The organism is Arthrobacter globiformis, assembly GCF_046536215.2.
Taxonomy (GTDB): Bacteria; Actinomycetota; Actinomycetes; order Actinomycetales; family Micrococcaceae; genus Arthrobacter; species Arthrobacter globiformis_E.
The window spans coordinates 351167-374211 of record NZ_CM143421.1; the positions used below are offsets into that span (position 1 = coordinate 351167).

General features: G+C 67.3%; 21 protein-coding genes. 8 read left to right on the forward strand and 13 right to left on the reverse strand.

Annotation, left to right across the window (positions count from 1 at the left end):
- Positions 1 to 4 precede the first annotated feature (4 nt).
- Positions 5 to 448: a helix-turn-helix transcriptional regulator gene (locus tag R5O87_RS01685; protein WP_410556139.1), complete on the reverse strand. Its 444-nt coding sequence runs from the start codon at positions 446 to 448 to the stop codon at positions 5 to 7.
- 107 nt (positions 449 to 555) lie between these two features.
- Here R5O87_RS01685 and R5O87_RS01690 point away from each other — a divergent pair, with 107 nt between their 5' ends.
- From R5O87_RS01690 to R5O87_RS01705, 4 genes are all read left to right on the forward strand, one after another.
- Entirely contained in the window at positions 556 to 1797 is a 1242-nt protein-coding gene (locus R5O87_RS01690) for a type III polyketide synthase (RefSeq protein ID WP_410556140.1), read from the forward strand.
- Between the two features lie 67 nt (positions 1798 to 1864).
- The gene (locus R5O87_RS01695) at positions 1865 to 2518 is read left to right on the forward strand and encodes a class I SAM-dependent methyltransferase (RefSeq protein ID WP_410556188.1); all 654 of its coding nucleotides are present in this window, start codon (positions 1865 to 1867) and stop codon (positions 2516 to 2518) included.
- Positions 2515 to 3648 carry an FAD-dependent oxidoreductase gene (locus R5O87_RS01700; RefSeq protein WP_410556141.1) on the forward strand — a complete coding sequence of 378 codons (1134 nt, stop codon included), beginning with the start codon at positions 2515 to 2517 and terminating at the stop codon, positions 3646 to 3648. Before R5O87_RS01695 ends, R5O87_RS01700 begins: the two co-directional genes overlap by 4 nt.
- A 58-nt stretch (positions 3649 to 3706) precedes the next feature.
- Complete coding sequence (locus tag R5O87_RS01705; RefSeq protein WP_410556142.1) at positions 3707 to 4408, forward strand: peptide deformylase; 702 nt, start codon at positions 3707 to 3709, stop codon at positions 4406 to 4408.
- A 10-nt stretch (positions 4409 to 4418) separates the two neighbouring features.
- Here R5O87_RS01705 and R5O87_RS01710 read toward each other — a convergent pair whose 3' ends face one another.
- On the reverse strand, positions 4419 to 6506 hold the full coding sequence (locus R5O87_RS01710; RefSeq protein WP_410556143.1) for a S9 family peptidase: 2088 nt from the start codon (positions 6504 to 6506) through the stop codon (positions 4419 to 4421).
- A gap of 73 nt (positions 6507 to 6579) precedes the next feature.
- On the opposite strand from R5O87_RS01710, the gene R5O87_RS01715 reads away from it, so the two are divergent.
- From R5O87_RS01715 to R5O87_RS01730, 4 genes are all read left to right on the forward strand, one after another.
- Positions 6580 to 7494: a putative RNA methyltransferase gene (locus R5O87_RS01715; RefSeq protein ID WP_410556144.1), complete on the forward strand. Its 915-nt coding sequence runs from the start codon at positions 6580 to 6582 to the stop codon at positions 7492 to 7494.
- A gap of 121 nt (positions 7495 to 7615) precedes the next feature.
- On the forward strand, positions 7616 to 8077 hold the full coding sequence (locus R5O87_RS01720; RefSeq protein ID WP_387100995.1) for an NfeD family protein: 462 nt from the start codon (positions 7616 to 7618) through the stop codon (positions 8075 to 8077).
- A gap of 105 nt (positions 8078 to 8182) precedes the next feature.
- Positions 8183 to 9148 carry an SPFH domain-containing protein gene (locus R5O87_RS01725; protein WP_410556145.1) on the forward strand — a complete coding sequence of 322 codons (966 nt, stop codon included), beginning with the start codon at positions 8183 to 8185 and terminating at the stop codon, positions 9146 to 9148.
- 278 nt (positions 9149 to 9426) lie between these two features.
- A complete protein-coding gene (locus tag R5O87_RS01730; RefSeq protein WP_003802221.1) occupies positions 9427 to 9774 on the forward strand; it encodes an RNA polymerase-binding protein RbpA in 348 nt (115 codons plus the stop codon).
- A 138-nt stretch (positions 9775 to 9912) separates the two neighbouring features.
- Here R5O87_RS01730 and R5O87_RS01735 read toward each other — a convergent pair whose 3' ends face one another.
- The 11 genes from R5O87_RS01735 to prcA form a co-directional block, all read right to left on the reverse strand.
- Positions 9913 to 10650, reverse strand: a complete 738-nt coding sequence (locus tag R5O87_RS01735; protein WP_410556147.1) for a polyprenol monophosphomannose synthase — start codon at positions 10648 to 10650, stop codon at positions 9913 to 9915.
- A gap of 349 nt (positions 10651 to 10999) precedes the next feature.
- Positions 11000 to 12661 (reverse strand): amidohydrolase, encoded by a 1662-nt coding sequence (locus R5O87_RS01740; RefSeq protein WP_410556148.1) that lies wholly within the window; start codon positions 12659 to 12661, stop codon positions 11000 to 11002.
- Between the two features lie 62 nt (positions 12662 to 12723).
- The gene (locus R5O87_RS01745) at positions 12724 to 15618 is read right to left on the reverse strand and encodes a DEAD/DEAH box helicase (protein WP_410556149.1); all 2895 of its coding nucleotides are present in this window, start codon (positions 15616 to 15618) and stop codon (positions 12724 to 12726) included.
- Between the two features lie 24 nt (positions 15619 to 15642).
- Entirely contained in the window at positions 15643 to 16437 is a 795-nt protein-coding gene (gene tatC / locus R5O87_RS01750; protein WP_410556189.1) for a twin-arginine translocase subunit TatC, read from the reverse strand.
- Positions 16438 to 16485: 48 nt separating this feature from the next.
- Complete coding sequence (gene tatA, locus R5O87_RS01755) at positions 16486 to 16755, reverse strand: Sec-independent protein translocase subunit TatA (RefSeq protein WP_410556150.1); 270 nt, start codon at positions 16753 to 16755, stop codon at positions 16486 to 16488.
- Positions 16756 to 16790: 35 nt separating this feature from the next.
- Positions 16791 to 17195, reverse strand: coding sequence for a hypothetical protein (locus R5O87_RS01760; RefSeq protein WP_410556151.1), 405 nt, complete (start codon positions 17193 to 17195; stop codon positions 16791 to 16793).
- A gap of 75 nt (positions 17196 to 17270) precedes the next feature.
- Complete coding sequence (locus R5O87_RS01765) at positions 17271 to 19250, reverse strand: helix-turn-helix transcriptional regulator (RefSeq protein WP_410556152.1); 1980 nt, start codon at positions 19248 to 19250, stop codon at positions 17271 to 17273.
- A gap of 223 nt (positions 19251 to 19473) precedes the next feature.
- The gene (locus tag R5O87_RS01770) at positions 19474 to 19869 is read right to left on the reverse strand and encodes an FKBP-type peptidyl-prolyl cis-trans isomerase (protein ID WP_307102959.1); all 396 of its coding nucleotides are present in this window, start codon (positions 19867 to 19869) and stop codon (positions 19474 to 19476) included.
- A 58-nt stretch (positions 19870 to 19927) separates the two neighbouring features.
- Positions 19928 to 20857, reverse strand: a complete 930-nt coding sequence (locus R5O87_RS01775) for an FKBP-type peptidyl-prolyl cis-trans isomerase (protein WP_410556153.1) — start codon at positions 20855 to 20857, stop codon at positions 19928 to 19930.
- 113 nt (positions 20858 to 20970) lie between these two features.
- On the reverse strand, positions 20971 to 22335 hold the full coding sequence (pafA, locus tag R5O87_RS01780; RefSeq protein ID WP_410556154.1) for a Pup--protein ligase: 1365 nt from the start codon (positions 22333 to 22335) through the stop codon (positions 20971 to 20973).
- Position 22336: 1 nt separating this feature from the next.
- Positions 22337 to 23044, reverse strand: coding sequence for a proteasome subunit alpha (gene prcA / locus R5O87_RS01785; RefSeq protein WP_410556155.1), 708 nt, complete (start codon positions 23042 to 23044; stop codon positions 22337 to 22339).
- Position 23045: the final 1 nt, after the last annotated feature.

Consider the following 23045-nt stretch of genomic DNA (forward strand, 5'->3'; position numbering starts at 1 on the left):
CAGTCTAGGTACGGGCGGACGGGACCGCTTCTCGATTCCTGACCGGTCTGCTCACCTGTTTCACCACGCACGACGGCATCCCTGCCGCCTCCCCGTCTGCCTGTGCCCGGTATGCGCTCGGCGGCATGCCGACCAGTTCGGTGAAGCGGGTGCTGAACGTCCCCAACGAGGAACAGCCGACGGCGAAACACACCTCCGTGACGCTGAGGTCGCCGCGCCGCAGCAGCGACATCGCCCGCTCGATGCGCCGCGTCATCAGGTAGGCGTACGGGGGCTCTCCGTAGGCTTCCCGAAACTGCCGGCTGAGGTGCCCGGCGGACATGTTGACGCCGCGGGCAAGTGCCTCGACGTCGAGCGGCTGGGCGTACTCCCTGTCGATGCGGTCCCGGACGCGGCGCAGCCGCGCCAGATCGTCCAGGCGCTGTTCTGCTGCGGGTTTGCTGGTCACAGTCGTGATGGTGCTACCTCCTGCCCGGGTTGTCCAGTCCGGAGCTGTCCGTTTGCGGCCACTCCAATCCATTGTCTTAACCGTGCGCTCTCGTTAAGAATGAACGAATGACGGTCTATGTGAGAGCTCTCGAAACTGCAGTTCCGCCGACTATCCTCGTCCAGCATGAGGCCCGTGACGTGTTTGCCGCCCAGCCGGGGCTGACCCGCCTGGGCTCACGGCTCGTGTCCACGTGCTTCGATTCGGCCGCCATCGATACCCGGTACACGGCGGTGCGCGAACTGACCATGGACTCCACCGCCGAAAATCCCCAGTTTTTCGATCCGCAGACGGGCCTGCTGCGGAGCCCCAGCACCAAGGCACGCAACAACCTCTTCGCCGAGGAAGCAACGAAGCTTTTCATCGAGACGGCAGACGCGGCCGTTTCCAAGTGCGATGGCATTGACCCGCTGGACATCACCCACCTCATCACCGTCTCCTGCACGGGCTTCTTCAATCCCGGGCCGGACTACAAGATCGTCCGCGCCTTGGGCCTCGACCCTGCGGTGCAGCGCTACCACCTGGGCTTCATGGGCTGCTACGCCGCTTTCCCGGCGCTCCGGGCAGCCAAATCGTTCTGCGAGGCGGACCCGGCGGCCGTTGTGCTGGTGGTGTGCGCCGAACTGTGCTCCCTGCACGTCCGGACCTCCAACGATCCCGACACGATCATGGGATCCGCGCTGTTTGCGGACGGCGCGGCGGCCGCCGTCGTGACAGCACGCGAGGACCTGCCATCCCCGCCGCTGCTCCAGCTGGACCACTTCGAGACGGTCCTGACTCCCGTGGGCGAGGACTCGATGGCGTGGAACATCGGCGATGAGGGTTTCGAGATGGTGCTCGGCAACTACGTGCCGCACATCATCGACGACCACATCGTGGGAGCACTCGAGCCGCTGCTGGCACGCGATTCCTCCCTGCAGGACCTTGCCTACCGCGACATCACCCACTGGGCCATCCACCCGGGCGGACGCAGCATCCTGGACAAGGTGCAGTCGCGGCTGGACCTCACAGACGTGCAGCTGCGTCCGGCCCGCGAAACGCTGCGGAACTACGGCAACATGAGCAGCGCCACGGTGCTCTTCGTCCTCAAACACATTCTGGATCTTCCGCCGCAGGAGGGGGACGAACGCATCTGCTCCATGGCGTTCGGCCCGGGCCTGACCGTGGAAACCGGGCTGTTCACCAAGGTGAGGCAGCGGGCGAATGACCCTGGTGCGGAGGCGGGCGGGACCCTCTCCGGCGACACCCCTTCGGGCGTAACCCTTTCCGGCGGCACACTTTCCGGCGACACCGAGCCGTCCCTGGCCTGATCCGGTGAGAATCCCGGGAACGGGCCCAGGCCTCCTCGGCCGGCGGGACACGGACGCCGTCGAAGAGATGGACCGGCCGGACTGCGATCCGGACAGGCTGCAGCGCACCTACAAACAGTTCGCCCTGGTCAACCGCGTGGTCTCCGGCTGGCACCGGCTATACCGCAGCAGGGTGCGCCCACTGGTGGCCGGCTCCGGTCAGGCAACGCTGCTGGACGTCGGTTGCGGCGGCGGGGACCTGGCGGTGATGCTCGCCCGCTGGGCGGCCAGGGACGGGATCCGGCTCCATGTGACGGGGGTTGACCCGGATGAACGGGCCTTCCGTTTCGCCGCGGCGCGCAAACCAACACCCGGCGTCGAGTTCCGGCAGGCCAGCAGCGGCGACCTGCTCGCCGAGGGAAGGCAGTACGACGTCGTCATTTCCAACCATGTGCTGCATCACCTGACCGCGCCGGAGCTGCAGTCGTTCCTGGACGATTCCGCCCGGCTCGGCCGCAGCCTGGCCCTGCACAACGACCTCAGCCGGAGCGCTGCGGCTTATGCCCTGTTCAGTGCCGGCGCCCTGCCGCTCACCGGCTCCTACATCCGCGCTGACGGGCTGACCTCGATCAGGCGCAGCTACACCGTTGCAGAGCTGGCCGCCGTGGTCCCCGCCGGCTGGACGGTGGAACCGCACGCACCGTACCACTGCCTGCTCACCTACCGGGGGCGCCAGGCATGACCGATGTGCTGATCGTGGGCGGCGGGCCGGTGGGACTCTTCCTCGGTTCACTGCTCCTGCAGCACGGGGTCGCGGTGCGGGTCCTGGAACGGAGGACGGGCCGGAATGCCCACACCAGGGCCATCGGCATCCATCCGCCGGCGCTCGCCGCCCTGGAGCGCATCGGCGTTGCCCGGGAGCTGATCGGCCGCGGCGTCCCGATCCGCCAGGGCTTCGCTGTCAGTCACGGCCGGAAGATTGCCCGCATGCCGTTCGCTCCGGTCTCCGACCGGTACCCGTTCGTCCTGGCCGTGCCCCAGCCCGTGACGGAGGAGGTCCTGGAGCGGCGGCTCCGGGAGCTGGACGCCGGTGCGCTGCTCCGGAATGCCCAGGTCACCGGAATGCACGACGACGGCGCCCGGGTCACGCTGAGCGTCACCACCGGCGATGGCTCTGCCAGCCTCTCCGCGGCTTTCGCCGTGGGTGCCGACGGCGCATACTCGACACTGCGGACCCTTCTGGGGGTCGCGGCGCCGGAGAAACTGTATCCGGACCACTATCTGATGGGTGACTTCCCCGAATCCAGCCCCTTCGGCAGCGACGCCGCGCTGTTCCTGGAAAGCGCGGGCATTGTGGAGTCCTTCCCGCTTCCCGGCGGCGTCCGCCGCTGGGTGGTCCGGCTGGGAAAACCCCCGGCATGCCCGGACGCGGAGCAGCTGGCGAGCCTCGTTGCCCGCAGAACCCGCGTGGCGCTGGATGCCGGTGCGAACACCATGCTCAGCAGCTTCAGTGTCCGTTCGCGGCTGGCCGCGCGCATGGTCTCGGGCCGGACGGCGCTAACCGGCGATGCGGCGCACGAGATCAGCCCCATCGGCGGTCAGGGGATGAACCTTGGCTGGCTCGATGCAGTGGCGCTGCTGCCGGCGGTTCTCGCCGTCGTGAGCGGTGAGCCGTCCGCTGCGGCGCTGCGGCATTTTGATTCCACACGACGGCGGGCGGCAGCCTCTGCCAGGCGCCAGGCCGAGGTGAACATGGCACTTGGCAGGCCGCTGCCGGACGGCCTGCTGCGGCCCCGGAACGCCGCGATCGCCGGCGTCGCAGCCATACCCGCGTTCAATGCCCTGGTGGCCCGGCGCTTCACCATGCAGTGAGGCCCGTGCAGTAAGGCCCATGCGGTGACGCGGCACTCCACGGCACTAGGCTGTCCCCATGACCCACGCATCGCCGCCAACAACCTACAGCCCCGCCCGGATCAGGGAAACAGTGCAGGAACTGCTGGCCCTGGAGGCCCTGCCGCCCATCGTGCAGGCCGGGCACCCGGTGCTGCGGCAGTACGCGGCTCCCTTCGAGGGCCAGTTGGAGCCCGATGAACTCCGCCGGCTGATCGTCCTGATGCGGAAGGTCATGCATGCGGCGCCCGGCGTCGGCCTGGCAGCCCCGCAGCTGGGCATCCCGCTGCAGCTGGCCGTCCTCGAAGACCAGTTCGAGATCGACGAGGCGACGGCCGCGGCCCGGGGCAGGACACCGCTGGAATTTTTCGCGATGCTGAATCCGTCGTACTCCCGCCTGGGCGACGGCACGGCCGCCTTCTTCGAAGGCTGCCTCTCGCTGTCCGGGCTGCAGGCTGTGGTGCACCGTCCCGAAAGCGTCCGGCTGGAGTATGTAACGCCCGACGGCGGGCAGGTCACCAAGGATTTCAGCGGCTGGCAGGCACGGATCGTGCAACACGAGACCGACCACCTCCACGGCCGGCTCTACATCGACCGGGCCGAACTCCGCTCACTCAGCACCAACAGCGAATACGCCGCGCGCTGGGCCGAACCGGGCATCGCCGCCGCCAGCCGGGAACTCGGCTTCCCGGCCGGCAGCCATGCCGGCAGCCCGTCCAGCCGGGACGCCGAAACGGATTGAGCGGAACGGATCAGGCCGGAGCGCTTTCAGCAGAATCGCCACGGTTGCCGTCCGTCGGCAGGTACTTCGCCCACCAGGCCAGGATGTGCTCGAACCGCTGCCGCCGGTGATGCGGCGTGCCCGACCGTGACAGCTCGTGGTCCTCGCCCGGGAACACGAGGAACGCCGAGTCGACGCCCTGCTGCTTGAGGGCGGTGAAATAGCGCTGGCCCTGTTCCACCGGGCAGCGCAGGTCGTCCTCGCTGTGGATCACCAGCGTGGGCGTCCTGACCGCGGCCACGGTTGCCATCGGACTCTGGGCGGCCACCTGCTCGGCCGCCGAGCCAACGTATTCGCCGCCGAAGAACCAGCCGATGTCCGACGAGCCCGTGAAGCTGACGGGGTCCAGGAAACCTCGCTCCACGATGGCCGCCCGGAACCGGTGGTCCTGGCTGATGGTCCATGCCGTGAGGTAACCGCCATAGGAGCCGCCCATGATTCCCAGGGCGCCGGCGTCCAGGGAGGCGAACTTCCCGAGGCTTCCGTCCAGGAACGCGAGCACGTCCTGCATGTCCACCGTGCCCATGCGCTCCTTGATGCTCCGTCCGTGGGCCTGGCCGTAACCGGCCGAGCCCCGGGGATTGCACATCAAAACGGCATATCCGGCCGCGGCGTGTATCTGTGCTTCATCGAAGAACGCCGTGGTGTACTGCGCGAACGGTCCGCCGTGGATGTTCAGCAGCACCGGGTGCGGGCCCTTGCCCGGCGGCAGAACCAGCCAGCCGTGGACGGGGTAGCCGTCGGGGGCGGGGAACGTCAGTTCCTGCGGTTCGATGATGCCCGCCTCGGTCCGCAGCGCGGCCGAGAAGTCGGTGAGCAGCCGGAGCTGGCCGTCTTCGAGGACTCCCACGTCACCTGCCGTGGCGGCGTCGCTGTAGCTGAGGAACACGGTGCCCGCAGCGTCCCCGGCCCCGCCGACCACGCAGTCGCCATGCACCAGGAGGGAGTGGTCTCCCGTGGCGCTGAATTCGAGCAGCTCCACCGTACCCTGGGCATTGTTGAGCACCAGCGCACCATCGTGGCCGCGAAGGCCGATGGTGGCACCGGGTGCCTCGACGTCCATATTCTCCGCGTCGCTCAGGGCTGTGGCGTCGCCGCCCGCGGCAGGCATGACGTAGAGGACCGTGTTCTTGGCAACGAAGTCCTGGCGGGTGCTGCCCAGGTCCTGGCCCGTGAAGAACAGCCAGCGCCCGTCGGCCGACTCCCGGACGTCGGAAACGGTCTGGGCACCCAGGTTGGGGACCGGCACCAAAACCGGCGTGCCGCCGTCGGCCGCTACGCGGTAGATCCCGGATACCAGGTCCTGGTCGGCATTCTCGTGGAGGGCAGCGACGAAGTAGACGGCACTGCCGTCGTTGCTGAAGGTGGCACCGGTGTGGTCGGTTGCCGACGTCGTGAGCTGGCGGGCCGCCGGGAACCCGCCGGAATCCTCGCCGGACTCGTCCGGAATCTCACTGTCGCCGTCGCCCTGGCCCTTTCCGTTGCCGCTCCGCTTGGCCGCGCGCCCCACTGGCTTGACCCAGGGCTCCCCGCCCAGCTCCGGAACATCGAGCAGGAAAAGCTGCAGCGGCTTGTCCTGGGTGTACCCCACGCCGTTCATCCTGTATTTGTAATCCGTGACCAACCGCGCGTCCTCGGCTCCGGACCCCACGCCGTCGAGCGATCCGTAGCGGCCCGCCTCCGGTTCCCGGGATCCGAAGACAATGCGGTTGGAGTCCGGCGACCAGGCGAAGGAGGTTACTCCCATCTTTCGGTCGGTCAGCGCCTGCGGTTCCCCGCCCGCGGCCTCCACCACGTGGAGCTGCGGCTTGCCGCCGGGGGCGGCGCGGAGAAAGGCAAGCACCCGGCCGTCAGGTGAAAAGGCCGGCGCGGTGTCGCGGAAGCCCCGGGTCACACGGCGGGGAAGCTTTTCCGGATCCCGGGGGACGCTCCACAGCTGGCCGACATAGGAATCGGCGTCAAAGTCCGGCCGGACCACGGACACCACGGCCCTGGTGCCGTCGGGATGGACGGCAGGGTCGGAAACGGAGTTGAGCAGCGGCAAATGTTCAGGCTTCATCCTCGTGAGCCTAGCGGGTCGGGCAAGGGCACGGAACGGCAGCGCGCAGTACACCTGCCCTAGGATTGACCTCATGCTTTCGCGCCTCCCCGTCCTCCTCTGCCCCGTCTGCCGCCAGGATCTCGAGGCAGTCCACGACGGCGGCACGGGACGGGTCCGTGCGCTGGCCTGCCGGGAGCGGCACAGCTTCGATGCCGCCCGGCAGGGTTACTTCAACATGCTGGTGGGCAAGGGAACCGCCTTCGAATCGGACACCGCGGAAATGGTCGCGGCGAGGACGGCCTTTCTCGATGCCGGCCACTACCGGCCCCTGGCCGATGCCCTGGCACGGGCGGCCGCGCCGGCGCTGAACGGCCCCGCCCCAACGGTCCTCGACTCCGGTACGGGAACGGGTCACTACCTGCGCGCGATCCTGGATTATCTGGAGAGCGAACATGGCGACGGCGCTGACGGCGTGGCCGGGGCAGCCGGCGTGGCCGCCGTCGGCCTGGACATCTCCAAGTTCGCGCTGCGCCGCGCCGCCAGACTCAATCCGGAAGCCATCAACCTGGTGGGGGACGTATGGCAGCCAATGCCCCTGCCCGACGCCGCCGTCGACGTGGTCACCGTGGTGTTCGCGCCGCGGAACGCTGCCGAGTTCGCCCGCGTCCTCAAACCCTCCGGCAGGCTCATCGTAGTGACGCCGCGGGCCGGCCACCTCGGGGAAATCGCCAGCCAGGCAGGGATGCTGGGCATCGACCCCGCCAAGGACGAACGCCTGGCCGAGGCGCTCGCAGGCCGGTTCTCCCCGCTGTCGACGCAGGACGTCGACGTTGACCTGTCGCTTTCCCCCGAGGACGTGGCCAACCTTGCGCTTATGGGCCCCGCCGGCCACCACACGGACCGCGCCGCACTTAGCGGCCGGCTGGCCGGCCTTCCGCCAGCCACCAGGGTGTCCGCGTTGTTCCGGATCAGCATCTTCCTGCACTCGGAATCCAGCGCTCCATAACGGCTTGGCCACGTTCCTGCGCTGCCCGCCATTCCCCTGCCGGGCGCTCCCGCTTCGGTCTACGATGGAAGAAAGTTACTGAGGGTCTGCCCCGCAGCCCTCGGGATCAAGGGGGAACGCGATGTTTGAATGGCTTGGCCAAAATTGGTGGGCACTGTGGCTCACCCTCTTCCTGGTGTTCGCCGCCGTGGAGATGCTGACCCTTGACCTGTTTTTCATCATGCTGGGCGGTGGTGCCCTGGCCGGCCTGGTGGCCGACTTCGCCGGCGCGGACCTGTGGCTGGAGATCGTCGTGTTCTGCGTCGTCTCGCTGCTCATGATCGCCTTCGTCCGTCCGGTGACCCTCAAGCACCTGCACAAGGGCCCGCCCGAACAGCGCACCAACATCGACCGCCTGATCGGCGAATCAGCGCTGGTCCTGGAGGCAGTCACGGCCACCGGCGGACGCGTGAAGATCGGCGGCGACATCTGGAGCGCCCGCTCGCAGTCCGGCGTCCTTGCCGAAGGCCAGCGGGTGATCGTCTCGGCCATTGAGGGCGCGACGGCGGTCGTCTCACCTCAGGCTGAGACTGCCGTCCAGTAGGCGGCTCCCCCATGGGTTTCTGCTCCCGCCGCGGCGGAGCAGCAGATTGCGGCGAGTCTTTCGCCAGGTTAGAGCTTCACTGAAAGTTGGGGACAAAGGAGAAGTATGGATAGCCCAGGAGGAGTCGCCCTCACGTTCGTGATGGTGGTCCTGATTATTTTCGTCATCATCGTGCTGGTCCGCTCAGTGCGGATCGTGCCCCAGGCGCGGGCCGGCGTCGTGGAGCGGCTGGGAAAGTACCAGCGGACGCTTAATCCCGGCCTGACCCTCCTCATCCCCTTCGTTGACCGGCTCCTGCCGCTGCTGGACCTGCGCGAACAGGTGGTGTCCTTCCCGCCGCAGCCCGTGATCACCGAGGACAACCTCGTGGTGTCCATCGATACGGTGGTCTACTTCCAGGTCACCGACCCGCGTGCGGCCACCTACGAAATTGCCAACTACATCCAGGCAGTGGAGCAGCTGACCACCACCACCCTGCGTAACGTGGTGGGTGGTCTGAACCTCGAAGAGGCGCTCACCTCCCGCGACCAGATCAACGGCCAGCTGCGCGGCGTCCTGGACGAAGCCACCGGCCGGTGGGGCATCCGCGTCTCCCGGGTGGAGCTGAAGGCCATCGATCCGCCACACTCCATCCAGGATTCGATGGAGAAGCAGATGCGGGCAGAACGTGACCGCCGCGCCGCCATCCTGACTGCCGAGGGAACCAAGCAGTCCGCGATCCTGACAGCGGAAGGCCAGCGGCAGGCCGCCATCCTCAAGGCCGAGGGTGACGCGAAGGCTGCCATCCTTCGTGCCGACGGTGAGGCGCAGGCCATCCAGAAGGTGTTCGACGCCATCCACAAGGGCAACCCGGACCAGAAGCTGCTGGCTTACCAGTACCTGCAGACCCTGCCGAAACTCGCGGACGGCTCTTCCAACAAGCTGTGGATCATCCCCAGCGAAGTGGGCGAGGCACTGAAAGGCATCGGCAGCGCCCTCGGCGGAACCAACGCCGATCCCCGCTCGGGCGACCTGTTCGGCAGCCAAGACGGCGGCCAGTCCGGCGAGGAAGCTGCCCGGACCCCGTCCTAGGGGTTCAAGATGGGCAAACGGGAGGCAGGCCGCACTGGCCCGCTTCCCGTTTGCTTTGCGCCCGCGGGCGTGCTGTGTTCTCCCGGATTGCTGAGGCCTGCCGGAATCCGTATAATAGGATATTTGTCCGGCCGGATCACTCCGTGCGGAACAACAATGCTTGGCGAAGCGTTTCACCTAGTGATGCTACGTGAACCACACCGTAGTCCGGAGGCACCCTTACCAGGGCTTCCGACTAGCGCGGAGTCCGCTCCGCGAACCGATTAGAGGGAGAAATCATGAGCGATCGCAGCCTGCGAGGCATGCGTCTTGGCGCCCAAAGCATGGAGACCGAATCCGGCGTGGAGCCGGCTCCGCGTCAGCGGGTTGAGTACCGGTGCGAGGACGGCGAACAGGTTTTTGTAACCTTTTCCTCCGAAGCCGAAATTCCCCCTGTCTGGGTTTCCAAGACCGGCAAGGAAGCGCTGCTCGTTGATGGCGAACGCCCGGACACCAGCAACGAAAAGGCAGTCCGTACGCACTGGGACATGCTGCTTGAGCGCCGCTCGCTTCCCGAGCTGGAGCAGATCCTCGAAGACCGCCTCACCATCCTGCGCGAGCGTCGCGGCGAACGGCGTTCAGCCTAGCCGCTGCTAGCCAGCCGGCAGGCGCCACAGCCAAAAAGGCCGGACCCGCTGCATCCATGGATGCAGCGGGTCCGGCCTTTTTTATTTGCCAGCCTTTGGGGGCCAGCCTCAGTGTGCCACGATGGCCCGGTAAAGCCGCTAGTCGCGCGGGCTCTTGCCGGTCAGCTTCTTCCAGCGGGCGGCCAGGCCCCACTTTGTCACGTTGATCATGGCCTCAACCACGATGTTGCCGCTCATCTTGGAAGCCCCGAGCTCGCGCTCCACGAAGGTAATGGGCCGCTCCACGATGTTCAGTCCCATCTTCGCGACGCGCCATGCGAGGTCCACCTGGAAGCCGTAACCGACGGAATCGACCTGGTCCAGGTTCAGCTTCTCCAGCGTGGTACGCCGGAAGGCGCGGTAACCGCCGGTCACGTCCTTGATCTTGAGGCCGAGCATGATGCGCGCGTAGGTGCTTCCGGTCCGCGAAATGGCCTGCCGGTAGAGCGGCCAGTTCACGACGCTTCCGCCCTTCACCCAGCGGGAGCCCATGGCGAGGTCTGCGCCCTGGTCCACGGCGTCAAGGAGAGCGGGCAGCTGCTCGGGCTGGTGGGATCCGTCGGCGTCCATTTCCACCAGGACGTCGTAGCCGGCATCCAGTCCCCATTTGAAGCCCGCGATGTAGGCGGCGCCCAGGCCTTCCTTGCCCTTCCGGTGCAGGACGTGGACCTGGTTGTCAGCAGCCGCGATGCTGTCGGCGAGCTGTCCGGTGCCGTCCGGGCTGTTGTCGTCCACAACGAGGACGTCAGAGGCCGGCACTGCGGCGCGGAGCCGTCCAAGAGTCTTGGGAAGCGACTCCAGCTCGTTGTAGGTGGGGATGATGGTGAGGACACGCACAGGGAGGCCTTTCCTGGATGGGAGCGGTCAGCACGCGGGAGCCCGGCGGGAACGCCGGCTCGCAAAGCGCAACTCCCTATTATACGGGCCCCGCGGGGCACTTCCGTCCGCCACGGGCGGGTCCACGCGCCACGGGCCAGTTCCTGATGCCGCGATAAGCGGATGGAGGAACTGTTTTCTGCTGCGCTTTGGACCCGCCCCCGGAAGCTCAATGCTACGGACTGGCCGGGGGCTGTCAACAGCCCCCTGACCTGCCCGTTCACGTATCGCCGCAGGTCAGGGGCTTGTTTACGCGGCCAATCAGGTCCGGGCCGGCCGCTTTGTGTCGCCGAATTAAGCCTGCTGCGGGTCAGGCCCGGAGGGCTTCTGCGGAGAACAGCTCCAGCCCGTTCCGCACGGTCTGCAGGCACCGGGGGTCGCTGCCGGTGTCCAGCGCGGGCAGCAGCGGCGTGCGGGCCCGGGGGTCCGTGCTCCAGGACTGGACCCTGTTGTCGGCCACCTGCACCATGAGCTCATCCACTTCCCAGACGGCGAAGGTTGCGGGCGCACCCGGTACCAGCTGGCCCGCCATGGGGTTTTCGTAGCGGGCGGCGCGCCAGCCTGCCCGGGTGTGTCCCAGGAAGGCAGCGCGGGCAGAGATCCGCTGGTCGACGTCGTGGTGCTCGAGGCACGCCCGTACGCTGGACCAGGGACGGAGCGGCGTCACCGGGGTGTCGCTTCCGAAACAGATGGGCACGCCGGCCGAATAGAACGCGGCAAAGGGGTTCATGCCCCGGCTGCGGGGTCCGAGCCGCTGCTCGTAGAGCCGCCCCTGGCCGCCCCACGCGGCGTCGAACGCGGGCTGCGCGCTGACCGTCACGGAGTATTTGGCCAGCCGGGCGATGGCGTCGGCGTCGGCCATTTCAACGTGCTCGAAGCGGTGCCCGGCGGCCCGGACCCGCTGCTCGCCCACTTCGGCGGCAGCTTCCTCGAGGGCCTGCAGGGCGGCATCGAGGCCGGCGTCGCCAATGACATGGAATCCGCCCTGGATGCCCAGTACGGAGCACGCCGCCAGGTGTGCTGCCGCTTCGGCCACAGAAAGGTAGGTGGCGCCGGTTTCCCCCGGGGCGTCCGCGTAGGGTTCCCGCAGCGACGCCGTGCGGGAGCCGATTGATCCGTCGATGTTCAGGTCCCCGGCAAATCCGCGGACGCGGACCCCAAGCTCGGCGAGCAGCGCCTCGGCGTCGGCCGCCGTCGTCGTCAGCTGTCCCCAGTACGGCAGCACCTCAGGTGCGGGGCGGGAACCTGCCGCGTCATTCCAGCCGGCGGCAAGCCGCAGGTCGTCGATGCTGCTGATTTTCGGGGCACCCATCTCCGCCAGCGCCACATACCCATTGGCCGCAGCCTCGTCCAGCGCGCGCCGCTGGTATTCCTGGAGCGCACCGGAACGCAGGCGGCGGGTGGCCTGCCGGGCAGCACTGTGGGCCTGGCGCTTGACGTGGCCGCCCGCTGCGTAGCCGTCCAGCTCCGCCAGCCCGGCACTGGCCACGAGCGACGGCGAGACCAGGGCCGAGTGCACATCGACCCGGGAGAGATACACCGGACGGCCGGCGGCAGCCCGCTCCAACTCTCCGGCGTCCGGAAGCGTGGGATCGTCCCAGAGTGACTCGTCCCAGCCGTGCCCCAGTACCGCGCCGTTCCCGCCGGAGGCCGCGACGGCGTCGAGCAACTCGCGGGCCGACCGGACACCGCCGAGCTGCAGTGAGTCCAAGGCGACGCCGGTCTCGGTCAGGTGCGCGTGGGAATCGACAAAACCAGGGGCAACAAGGGCGCCGTGGAGGTCGATGATGTCCATGGAACTGTCGGCGATCGAGGTGGCAGCCTGTTCCGAGCCGACCCACGCGATGGTGTCGCCGTCCACGAGCATGGCCGTGGCGAAGGGATCAGCCGCGGTGTAGACGGAACCGTTGCGGTACAGCGTGACCTTGGACGGTCCGGTTCCTTCCTGGGGATGGGCGGGGGCATCGGCCATGGAGGTGCTCCTTGGGTGTCGGGAGAGTGTTGGTACGGGTGCCGGGGCTGGACTGCGGGCGGTCAGCCCACGGTGGAGTAGGCGACGACGCCCCGCCTGACCAGCCGGATGGCCTCGGCGCAGAGCCGGGCCAGCCGGGGGTCCAGACCGGGAATCTTGGCCAGCTGGTCCAGCAGGTCAATCACCTGCTTGACCCAGCGGACAAAGTCGCCGGCGGCCAGATCCGAGCCGCTGAGGACCTCCTGCAGATGCCGGCCGCGGGCCCATTTGTACATGGGCCAGATGAGGCCCAGCTCAGGCTCGCCGGTGAGCGGGAGCTTGTTCTGCTCCTCCACGTCCTCCAGCGCCGACCATTCGCGGACCACAATATCCACGGCGGTCTCCAGCGAGACACTGGGCATGCGGGGCCGCAGGCCGCGGTCCTCACGCTTGGCCTGGTAGACGAGCACGCTGGCGAACGCCGCCACCTCCACCGCGTCGAGGTCATCGAACGCGCCCTGCCGCAGGGCCTGTGAAATCAGCAGATCCTTCTCGCCGTAGATCCGGCGCAGCCGCTGGCCGTCGGTGCTGATGCGGTGCTGTCCGTCCTCGGCGGACTCGAGGTAGCCATAGGCCGAGAGGACATCGCAGACCCGGTCGAAGGTCTTGGCGATGGTGTTGGTGCGGCCCTGGATCTGGCGGACCAGGCCGTCGGTTTCCTTGCGCAGCTTCCACCAGCGTTCGGACCACCGGGCGTGGTCCTCGCGTTCGCTGCAGCCATGGCAGGGGTGGGCGCGCAGGGCACGCCGCAGGTCGGCGATCTTCTTCTCCTGGTTTTGCGAGGCGGAGCCCAGCCCGAAGTCGTTGTTGCGGCTGCTTCCCCGCGCCGGCGGCCGGTTCTCCCGCAGGGCGTTCCGGACGGACGAGGCCAGGTCCCGCCGCGACTTGGGAACCTTGGCATTGAAGGACTTGGGAATCCTGATCCGCGTCAGCGGTGCAATGGGCCCCTCAAGGTCGTCGACGCCGATCCGGCGCAGCTGGCTTTCCAGCGTCAGGACCGCGGGCCGGGGCTCGCGGGAGCTGTGGTCCGAACTCAGCACAACGGCAAAGCCCGGGGCCCTGCCTGCGGGGACATCCACGACGTCGCCCGGCAGGAGCCGGCTCAGGGAGTCCTCGTTGAGGGACTTGCGGGCACGTGACTTGGTCCGCGAGCTGAAGTTTTCGGCGTCGGAAAGTTCCCGCCGCAGCCTGGCGTACTCGGTGAAGTCACCCAGATGGCACGTCATCGACTTGGCATAGCCGGCCAGTGATTCCTCGCGGCTGCGGACCTGGCGCGCCAGCCCCACCACCGACCGGTCAGCCTGGAACTGGGCGAAGGAAGACTCCAGGATTTCACGGGCCCTGGGCCGGCCGAACTGCGCGAGCAGGTTGATGCTCATGTTGTAGGTCGGCTGGAAACTCGAGTTCAGCGGGTACGTCCGGCGGGAGGCAAGGCCGGCCACCGCCGCCGGGTCCGTGCCCGGCTGCCACAGGACCACGGCATGGCCTTCGACGTCGATGCCGCGCCGGCCCGCCCTGCCGGTGAGCTGGGTGTACTCCCCCGCCGTGATGTCAACGTGGGCTTCGCCGTTGAACTTGTCCAGCTTCTCCAGCACCACGGATCGGGCCGGCATGTTGACCCCGAGGGCCAGCGTCTCGGTGGCAAAGACGGCCTTCACCAGGCCGTCGGCAAAGAGCTTCTCCACCACTTCCTTGAAGGTGGGAAGCATGCCGGCATGGTGGGCCGCGATGCCGCGCAGGAGCCCGTCGCGCCAGTTCCAGAAGCCCAGCACCTCAAGGTCGTCGGACGGGATGTCCTGGCCCGCCTCGTCCACGCGCTGGGCGATGATGCGCTGCTCCCGCTCCGTGGTGAGCCACAGCCCGGACGACACGCACTGGGCGACGGCGGCGTCACAGCCGGCCCGGGAAAAGATGAAGGTGATGGCGGGCAACAGGTCCTGCCGGTCCAGGCTGGCGATGACCTGCGGCCGGCTGGCCCGGCGCACCGCGCTGCGGGTCTCCTGCTGGGGCCTGTCGCCGTAGCGCTGGCGCTGCTGCCGCCGCTGGCTCCGGCCGCCGTGGCCGAAGCGGCCCTGGAAGTTCAGCTGGCTTTCCGCCCTGGAAAGGGACAGCAGCTCCGGGTTGACCTCAAAACCCCGCTGCCCGGCGTCGGCTGCAGACGGCGCTGACGGCAGGGCAGCAGCCGTGGCGGGATTGCCGGCGGGGGCGATTTCGTCGAAAGTGGTCTCGCCCGCAAACAGATCCACGATGTCCCGGCCCACCATGACGTGCTGCCACAGGGGCACGGGTCGGTGTTCGGAAACAATGACGTCCGTGTCGCCGCGCACGGTGTCCAGCCAGGCGCCGAACTCCTCCGCGTTAGAGACCGTCGCGCTGAGCGACGCCACCTGCACCTCGCTGGGCAGGTGGATGATGACTTCCTCCCACACTGCACCGCGGAAGCGGTCGGCCAGGTAGTGGACCTCGTCCATGACCACAAATCCCAGGTCGAACAGGGTGTCGGAGTCGGCGTAGAGCATGTTGCGCAGGACCTCGGTGGTCATGACCACTACGGGCGCGTCGCCGTTGATGCTGGTGTCGCCGGTCAGGAGTCCGACGTTCTCCTCGCCGTACTTCTCCGTCAGCTCAGTGAATTTCTGGTTGCTGAGCGCCTTGATGGGTGTGGTGTAGAACGCCTTCAGCCCGCGCTGCAGCGCCAGGTACACGGCGAACTCACCCACGATCGTCTTGCCGGCCCCGGTGGGCGCGGCCACCAGGACCCCGCGGCCTTCCTGGAGGGACTTGCACGCCTGCCGCTGGAAGTCATCCAGTTCAAAGCTCAGTGTGCGGGCGAATGCACCCAGGTGGGTCTTTGCTTCCGCGGTCCGTTCGGCGCTGGCGCGGTACCGTTCGGAGGGCGACGGAGTGGTGGTGGACATGCCTCAAGCCTAGCGGTGGCGCGACTAGAGATTCTTCAGCTCACTGCTCGGGGTCGCGATATCGGCTGTGGCCTCAGTCTCAGCGGCCCGCTTCTCTGTCCGGCGCGCACGACGGCGGTCGTTCAGGACGCACAGGCCGATGGCTGCAAAGAAGAGCACCAGCATGGGCGTGGCAAGGTAGAACATGCTCATCGCGTCGGCCCCTGGGGCAGCCATGGCAGCAAAGAGGCAGACCAGGAACACAGTGATGCGCCAGCTCTTCAGGAGCTGCTCCCCGCGCAGGAGTCCGGCAAGGTTCAGCCCCACCAGCACAACCGGCAGCAGGAACGCGATGCCGAAGGCGAGCAGTAGCCGCAGCACGAAGGAGAGATACACCTGCGCGCTGATGAAGTTTGAGCCGCCGGCGGGAGTGAATTCGGTGAGGACCCTGACGGCGTTGGGCAGGACGAGCCACGCCATCGCCACGCCGCCGACGAAGAGCGGCACGGCGGCTGCCACGAAGGACAGCGCCAGCCGGCGTTCCTTCTTGTGCAGGCCGGGGACGATGAACGCCCAGAGCTGGTACAGCCACACGGGGCTGGCCAGGATGACGCCCAGGAAGACTGACACCTGGATCATGAGGTCAAACGAGCTCGCCACGCCGTCGAAGTTGAGGGACGCCTGACGGCCCGCGTTGTTGTTCAGGTCTTTGATCGGCTTGATCAGGGCCGACAGCATGGGCTGATAGACCATGAAACCCGCTACGGTGGCGAGCACAACGGCGATGGCTGACTTGAACAGCCTGTTCCTGAGTTCGCGCAGATGGTCCAGCAGAGCCATCCGTCCCTCAGGGTTGGAGCGACGACTCATGGTTAGTGCCACGTAATCTTAGGCGCGGTTGGGGGGCGGAACGTCGTTGCCGTCTGCCGGGCGGTTTTCCGTCGCGGCGGACCGCGGGTGGTTGACGACGGTGCCTTCAACGGGATCAGAGCCGTCCTTGGCTTCAGGCGCTCCGTCCTTCTTCATTTCGCGGACTTCCGACTTGAAAATACGCATCGACTGGCCGAGGCTCCGGGCCATGCCGGGCAGCTTCGGTGCAGCGAAGAGCACCAAAGCCAGGACGATGATGATGATGAGATGCCAGCCTTCAAGCCTCATGGTGGGTGTTCCTTTCGTTTAGTAACATCCTACGTTTATCTGAATTCGATGTCGCGCAGCGACTGGGGCTGGCCCCGTTCGGCCTTGCGGCGGACCCGGCGCTGGCGCCGGGCCTCCCTGCGGGCCTCTTTGGATGCGTGGTAATCATGGCGCATCTGGTGTGGTGAGGCAAAAGGGGCGGTGCCGGGCGCAGCCCCGACTGAGTGCCCAGCGCCGGCTGAGGGTGCAACCCCGGTTGCCGGTGCAACCCCGACGGCGGCGGCGTCACCGGCCGCTGCTGCCGCGGGAACCGGCAGGCTGGTGAGCTTGTCCCCCGCTTCGCCGAGCTCCTTGACTGTCGCCATGAACTGGCGGAACAGACGGACACCCATGACTACGAAGAAGAGCAGGGACAGCGACACAAGGGCCACCCAAATAAGGATCCAGGACCACCAAGGCATGCTGAGTAGTCTAGCTGGCGTATCGGGCAGCCGTTGTACCGGCTGACTGTTGCACAGGCTAGCTGCAGTTTTGGGCTAGCTGCCGTATAGGGCCAGGGCCGCAGCGATCCAGTCCCGCGAGGCACGGGCAAGGGACTCGGGTTCCAGGATGCGTGCGGTTCCGCCGTGCTGGGCCACGAACATGGGCAGCCATGCCGTGTTGCCGAACCGGATTTCCGCCACCAGCCCGCCGTCGGGCAGCGGTGCCGTCCGTTCGGCATAATAGTCATCCGCGAGCCCGGCACCGCGGGCGGTGAGCTGGATGGTGACCAGAGTGTCGTCGTCGTTCGGGGTGAACAGCTTTGCCGGGAATCCGCCGTCGGGCGTTATTCCGGACGAGACCGGCCTGCCGGTGGGGGTGAGGTCCTCGATCCGGTCCAGCCGGAAATTCCGCAGGCCGGCCGCAGAATGGCAGTAGGCCTCGAAATACCAGGTGTTGTCCAGCGAGTAGAGCCGGAGCGGATCCACGTTCCGCTCCGAAAAGGTGTCCTTCTGCGGGGAAAGGTAGACGAGGTGCAGCTGCGACCCTGATTCAATCGCGTCGCGGATGACCTCCAGGTTGGCCGAGTTGCCCGGTCCCACCTCAGGTCCGGACAGGGCAGCCGCCCGGAGCCCCTCCTCCCCAGCCGCCGCCATCAGCTTGAGCGTCACCGAGTCCAGGGCACTTCCCTCAGCCAGCTCCGGGAGCCCGTTCAGGGTCTCGAGGCCCGTGAGCAGGGCGCACGCCTCGTCCACCGTGAAGCGGACCGGCCGGTTCAGTTCCATGGACTGGCTGATGAAAACGTGGCCTTCCTCCCACTGGATGTCCAGGAGCTCGTCCGGGTATCCCTGCGGCAGGCCGGAGCAGATCAGGATCAGCAGATCGTCCTCCAGCTCCTGTCGGGTCACACCGAACCGGTCCGCGACTTCCTCGATGGGCAGGCCCTGGTTGCGGACGAGGAACGGTACGAGCTGCAGCATGCGCTTGAGCTGGTCCTCCGAGGTGCGATTTCGGGTCCGCTTCCCTGACGCTGCATGGCTGAATGAATACGACGGTGCCGGGGCGTCGGTGAAGGCGGCGGCGTTTGCCAGCCGCCGCTGGACGGCCAGTGACAGCTCCGCGGGGCTCACCACCCGGACGTTCGGCCCGTAGGAGGCCAGTTCCTCGCCAAGCACCTCGGCGTCGCGGTAGGGAACGGACAGCCGGTCCCAGCCGGCGTCGGCCTCAGAGTCCGGTGCGGCCGCGGCGGCGCGCTTGCGCAGCCCCAGCAGCTTGCCGCTGCGGACGTCAACGACGGCGGAGCTGACCGGAAGCTCCGGAAGGCTGTTCAGCTCGTCGCGCACGTTGAAGCCGGCGGGCGGCGTGAAGGACTCCCTGTCCAGTACCGTGACGGCCGACGTGAAGCGCGAGAGCCGGAAGTAGCGCTTGGCGCCCCGGCCCCGGTCGTGCCCGACGAGGTACCACTGGCCGAAGCGGCTGCCCAGACCCCACGGTTCAACAATCCGTTCCTCTTCCCGGCCCGTGCTGCCGGCGAGGTAGAGGAAGCGGACGGCGTGCTGGGCGTGCATGGCAGCCACGAGGTCCTCGAACGCCTGGCCGGCGGGCTTGATCCGCGGCTGGACGCCGGCCGGAAGTTCGACGTCGGCCAAGCCACCCGCCGCCTGCAGTTTGCGGAGGGCGTTGCCCGCCGCTGTGCCGAGGGCAGCCTGCTCCCAAAGCTGCGAGGCCAGCAGCAGGACAGTCCATTCGTCCGGGGTCAGTTCCACATCCGGCAGGCGGTTGGATTCCTTGCCGATCCGGTACCGGGTGGTGCCGGGATCGTCCGAACTCCAGCCCAGGTCCGTGACCGTCTCGACGTCGAAGCCGAAGTCGCGAAGGTCGTTCTTGTCGCGTTCGAACATGCGGCCAAACGCGGCGTCGCTGGCCGCGCCGCCCGCATAGATTTTCTCCCGCAGCTCACTGCGCCGCAGGCCGTACCGCGAGTTCAGCAGGGCGATGAGGAGGTTCAGCAGGCGTTCAGTACGTTGGGCGGACACCCTCGTTACGTTACTAAAGCCGTTCCGGCAAAAACGCGAAAGCGCGGCAACAATCCGGAAAATCCTTCCGATTGTTACCGCGCTTAGGCAGTTAGGGAGCCGGCGGATGAGCCCACGCCGGCGAGGGCCCCAGCCCGAGCTTGCGAGGGCAGGGAGCCGGTGGGTGGGCCCACGCCCGCAGGGTTCCCTGTCCGAGCTTGCGAGGATAGGGGATGGGTGGGGACTAGCGGACGCCCACCAGGTCCACGACGAAGATGAGGGCCTCGTTCGGGCCGATGGCTCCGCCGGCGCCGCGCGAGCCGTAGGCCAGCTCCGACGGGATCTCCAGGCGGCGGCGTCCGCCCACCTTCATGCCGAGCAGCCCCTGGTCCCAGCCCTGGATGACCTGGCCGACGCCGACGCGGAAGTCCAGCGGGGCGCCGCGGCCCCAGGACGCATCGAACTCTTCGCCGGTGGACCAGGCCACGCCGACGTAGTGCGTGGAGACGGTGTCGCCGGCCTTGGCCTCGGGTCCGTCGCCCTCAATGATGTCCGTGATGACGAGTTCCGTGGGCACCGGGCCTTCGGGGAAGTCGATTTCCGGCTTTTCGCGGTCGAGCTTGCGCTGGCCAAATGACATGGTTGCTCCTTCTGCTGGTGGAACTTGGTTATTCGCGTTGTTACTTTACGCTTTGGCGTTACTTGGCGCCGAGGATGTCGACGACGAACACGAGGTCGCCCTTGGCGTCACCCTGGCCGGTATCGCCGTAGGCGAGGGCCTTGGGGACGACGAGCAGGACGCGCGAGCCGACGGTCTTGCCCGTCAGGCCCTGGGTCCAGCCCTTGATGACCTGGTTCAGGGGGAACTCTGCTGTCTGCTTGCGGTCAAAGCTGGAGTCGAACTTCTTGCCGCTGGCCAGGGCCACGCCCACGTAGTTGACGGTCAGCGTGTCTGTTGCCTTGACGGCGGCGCCCTTGCCCTTGATCAGGTCCTGGGCGATGAGCTTCTTCGGGGCTGCGACGCCCTTGACCGAGATCTCGGGGATGCCGTCCTTCTCGGTGACGGTCGGCATGCCGGCGGGCGGGGTGACCGTTTCGCCTTCGGGCTTCTCCAGGGCCTTCGGGGCCTCCTTGGCCGAGATGACCTTGATGATCAGCAGCTGGGTCGGCTGGGCGGGTGTGCCTTGGGCTGCTGCCTTGCCGGGGATGGCGAGGGCGAGCTGGGAGCCCACCTTGGCGCCGACAAACGCGTTGTAGACGATCGCGCTGCTGGTCTTGAGTTTGTCGTTCAGTTCAAGCGGCTCGGGATCGCGGGGGAAGCTGTCGTCCAGCGTGGAGCCGTCCTTGGCGTTGAGGGCCAGTACCGAAATCTCGGCGACCTGGTTGGCCTTCACGCGGTCGCCGCTGCCTTCGGTGACAACCTTGACGGTGGGTTCAGCGACCTCGAGGGGCTTGGTGAACTCGACGCCCGGGGCTTTCTTGTCCCCCTTGTCCGTCAGCTTGAGCGAGTCGAGCTTAGCGGTCTCACCCGCGGACTGGCTGGTCGGTTCCGGGGCTGCGGGCTCCTGGCCGCCACAGGCGGTCAGCAGAAGCAGCGCGGGAAGAAGGATTGCTAGTAGTCGGCGCACGTAAGAACTTTCGTCGGGGCAAGATGGATGCCCTGCCGGCGGAGGTGCTGCGCACGGCAAGGCAGTCAGGACCGCAGAACGGCCTCTTCCAGAGTAACGCGGAAATCTGGGTATCAGCCCATAGAGTCCAGAAGGGCATCAACCCGCTCGTCCACGTTGCGGAACGGGTCCTTGCACAGAATGGTCTGGTGGGCACGGTCGTTGAGCTTTAGATGGACCCAGTCCACCGTGTAGTCACGCCCCAGCTCCTGGGCCTTGCGGACGAAGTCGCCACGCAGCTTGGCCCGGGTGGTCTGCGGCGGGGCATCCACAGCGTCCTTGATGGCCGTCTCCTCGGTGACCCGGCGGACGGCACCGCGGGATTGCAGAAGGTAGTACAGGCCGCGGGAACGGGAGATGTCGTGGTAGGTGAGGTCCAGCTGCGCGATCCGCGGGGCGTCCAGGCCCAGGCTGTGGCGCCTGCGGTAGCTGTCCATCAGCTTCTTCTTGATGGCCCAGTCGATTTCGGTGTCGATGGTGCTGGAGTCGCCGCTCTCGATGGCACGCAGCGTCCGCCCCCACAGGTCCAGGATCAGGGGAACATGCTGGTTGTGGGCGCCGTTTTCCTGGACGAAGGCGGTGACCTTGGTCAGGTACTCCTGCTGGATCTCCAGCGCGGTGAGCTGGCGGCCGTTGGCGAGCCGGACCAGCGCGCGGCCGCTCAGGTCGTGGGAGATTTCCCGGATGCTGCGGATGGGGTTTTCCATCCGCATGTCCCGCATGATCACGCCGGCTTCAATCATCCGCAGGATCAGGTCCACGGTGCCCACTTTGAGCAGTGCCGTGGTCTCGGACATGTTGGAGTCGCCGACGATCACGTGCAGCCGGCGGTAGAACTCGGCATCGGCATGCGGTTCGTCGCGGGTGTTGATGATCGGCCGGGAACGCGTGGTGGCGGAGGACACGCCCTCCCAGATGTGGTCCGCCCGCTGCGAGAACGCGTAGGTGGCCCCGTGCGGCGTCTTCAGGATCTTGCCCGCACCGGCGATGAGCTGGCGCGTGACGAGGAACGGGATGAGGATCTCGGCCAGCCGGGTGAACTCGCCGCGGCGTGGAATGAGGTAGTTCTCGTGGCTGCCGTAGGAGTTGCCGGCGGAGTCGGTGTTGTTCTTGAACAGGTAGACAGTGCCGTTGAAGCCCTCGGCCGCGAGCCTGGACTGGGCCTCGTCCACGAGATCGTCCAGGATGAGCTCCCCGGCGCGGTCGTGGGCGATGAGCTGGGCGAGGTCGTCACATTCTGCAGTGGCGTATTCCGGGTGCGAGCCCACGTCGAGGTACAGTCGTGACCCGTTGGTGAGGAACACGTTGGAGGACCGTCCCCAGCTGACCACCTTGCGGAACAGGTAGCGGGCCACTTCCTCCGGGGCGAGGGGCCGGGAGTCCGGGCTCGAATAGGAAATCCCGAATTCGGTTTCAATGCCGAAGATCCTCTTGTCCATGTCAGCTCTCCTCAGCCAGCAGTTCCACAACGTCCTGGTCGGACAATCTGCGGAAAGCCCTCCGCGTCCCCCTGTTGCTTTCCGAACTGCGGTCCAGCACCGCCACTTCCAAGGCCTTGGCCGGCAGGTCAGGCGCCTCGTTGTCCGTCACGAGTCCCCTGACGGCGAGCCGGATTGCCGCCGCGAACGACAGGTCGCGCTGCCAGCCGCCCTCGATCGACCCGGACACCTTGTCCGCCTGGCCGCCCATCACGATGAAGTTGTGCTCGTCAGCGATCGAGCCGTCAAACGTGAGACGGTAGAGGTGGTCGAGGTCCTGGCTGGCACCGACCTCCGCCACAGCGAGCTCGACCTCGAACGGCTTCTGTTCCGCGGTGAAGACGGCGCCCAGGCTCTGGGCGTAGACGCTGGCCAGTCCCCTGGCCGTGACGTCCTCGCGGTCGTAGGAATAGCCGCGGACGTCGGCGTAGCGCACGCCGGCCTGGCGGAGGCTTTCAAACTCGTTGTACTTCCCGACGGCGGCGAAGGCGATCTTGTCGTAGATCTCGCCGATCTTGTGAAGCGACGGTGAAGGGTTCTCCGCCACCAGGGCGATCCCGTCCTCGCAGCTGATCACGATCACGGACCGGCCGCGGGCGATGCCTTTCCGTGCGAAATCCGCACGGTCCTTCATCAGCTGTTCGGGAGAGACATAGAACTGCTGTGTCATA

Bases quoted from the DNA above. Each gene is read 5' to 3' on its own strand.
- R5O87_RS01690 (WP_410556140.1), top strand. From the start codon at position 556: ATGACGGTCTATGTGAGAGCTCTCGAAACTGCAGTTCCGCCGACTATC.
- R5O87_RS01695 (WP_410556188.1), top strand. From the start codon at position 1,865: ATGGACCGGCCGGACTGCGATCCGGACAGGCTGCAGCGCACCTACAAA.
- R5O87_RS01700 (WP_410556141.1), top strand. From the start codon at position 2,515: ATGACCGATGTGCTGATCGTGGGCGGCGGGCCGGTGGGACTCTTCCTC.
- R5O87_RS01705 (WP_410556142.1), top strand. From the start codon at position 3,707: ATGACCCACGCATCGCCGCCAACAACCTACAGCCCCGCCCGGATCAGG.
- R5O87_RS01710 (WP_410556143.1), bottom strand. From the start codon at position 6,506: ATGAAGCCTGAACATTTGCCGCTGCTCAACTCCGTTTCCGACCCTGCC.
- R5O87_RS01715 (WP_410556144.1), top strand. From the start codon at position 6,580: ATGCTTTCGCGCCTCCCCGTCCTCCTCTGCCCCGTCTGCCGCCAGGAT.
- R5O87_RS01720 (WP_387100995.1), top strand. From the start codon at position 7,616: ATGTTTGAATGGCTTGGCCAAAATTGGTGGGCACTGTGGCTCACCCTC.
- R5O87_RS01725 (WP_410556145.1), top strand. From the start codon at position 8,183: ATGGATAGCCCAGGAGGAGTCGCCCTCACGTTCGTGATGGTGGTCCTG.
- R5O87_RS01730 (WP_003802221.1), top strand. From the start codon at position 9,427: ATGAGCGATCGCAGCCTGCGAGGCATGCGTCTTGGCGCCCAAAGCATG.
- R5O87_RS01740 (WP_410556148.1), bottom strand. From the start codon at position 12,661: ATGGCCGATGCCCCCGCCCATCCCCAGGAAGGAACCGGACCGTCCAAG.
- R5O87_RS01745 (WP_410556149.1), bottom strand. From the start codon at position 15,618: ATGTCCACCACCACTCCGTCGCCCTCCGAACGGTACCGCGCCAGCGCC.
- tatC (WP_410556189.1), bottom strand. From the start codon at position 16,437: ATGGCTCTGCTGGACCATCTGCGCGAACTCAGGAACAGGCTGTTCAAG.
- tatA (WP_410556150.1), bottom strand. From the start codon at position 16,755: ATGAGGCTTGAAGGCTGGCATCTCATCATCATCATCGTCCTGGCTTTG.
- R5O87_RS01760 (WP_410556151.1), bottom strand. From the start codon at position 17,195: ATGCCTTGGTGGTCCTGGATCCTTATTTGGGTGGCCCTTGTGTCGCTG.
- R5O87_RS01770 (WP_307102959.1), bottom strand. From the start codon at position 19,869: ATGTCATTTGGCCAGCGCAAGCTCGACCGCGAAAAGCCGGAAATCGAC.
- pafA (WP_410556154.1), bottom strand. From the start codon at position 22,335: ATGGACAAGAGGATCTTCGGCATTGAAACCGAATTCGGGATTTCCTAT.
- prcA (WP_410556155.1), bottom strand. From the start codon at position 23,044: ATGACACAGCAGTTCTATGTCTCTCCCGAACAGCTGATGAAGGACCGT.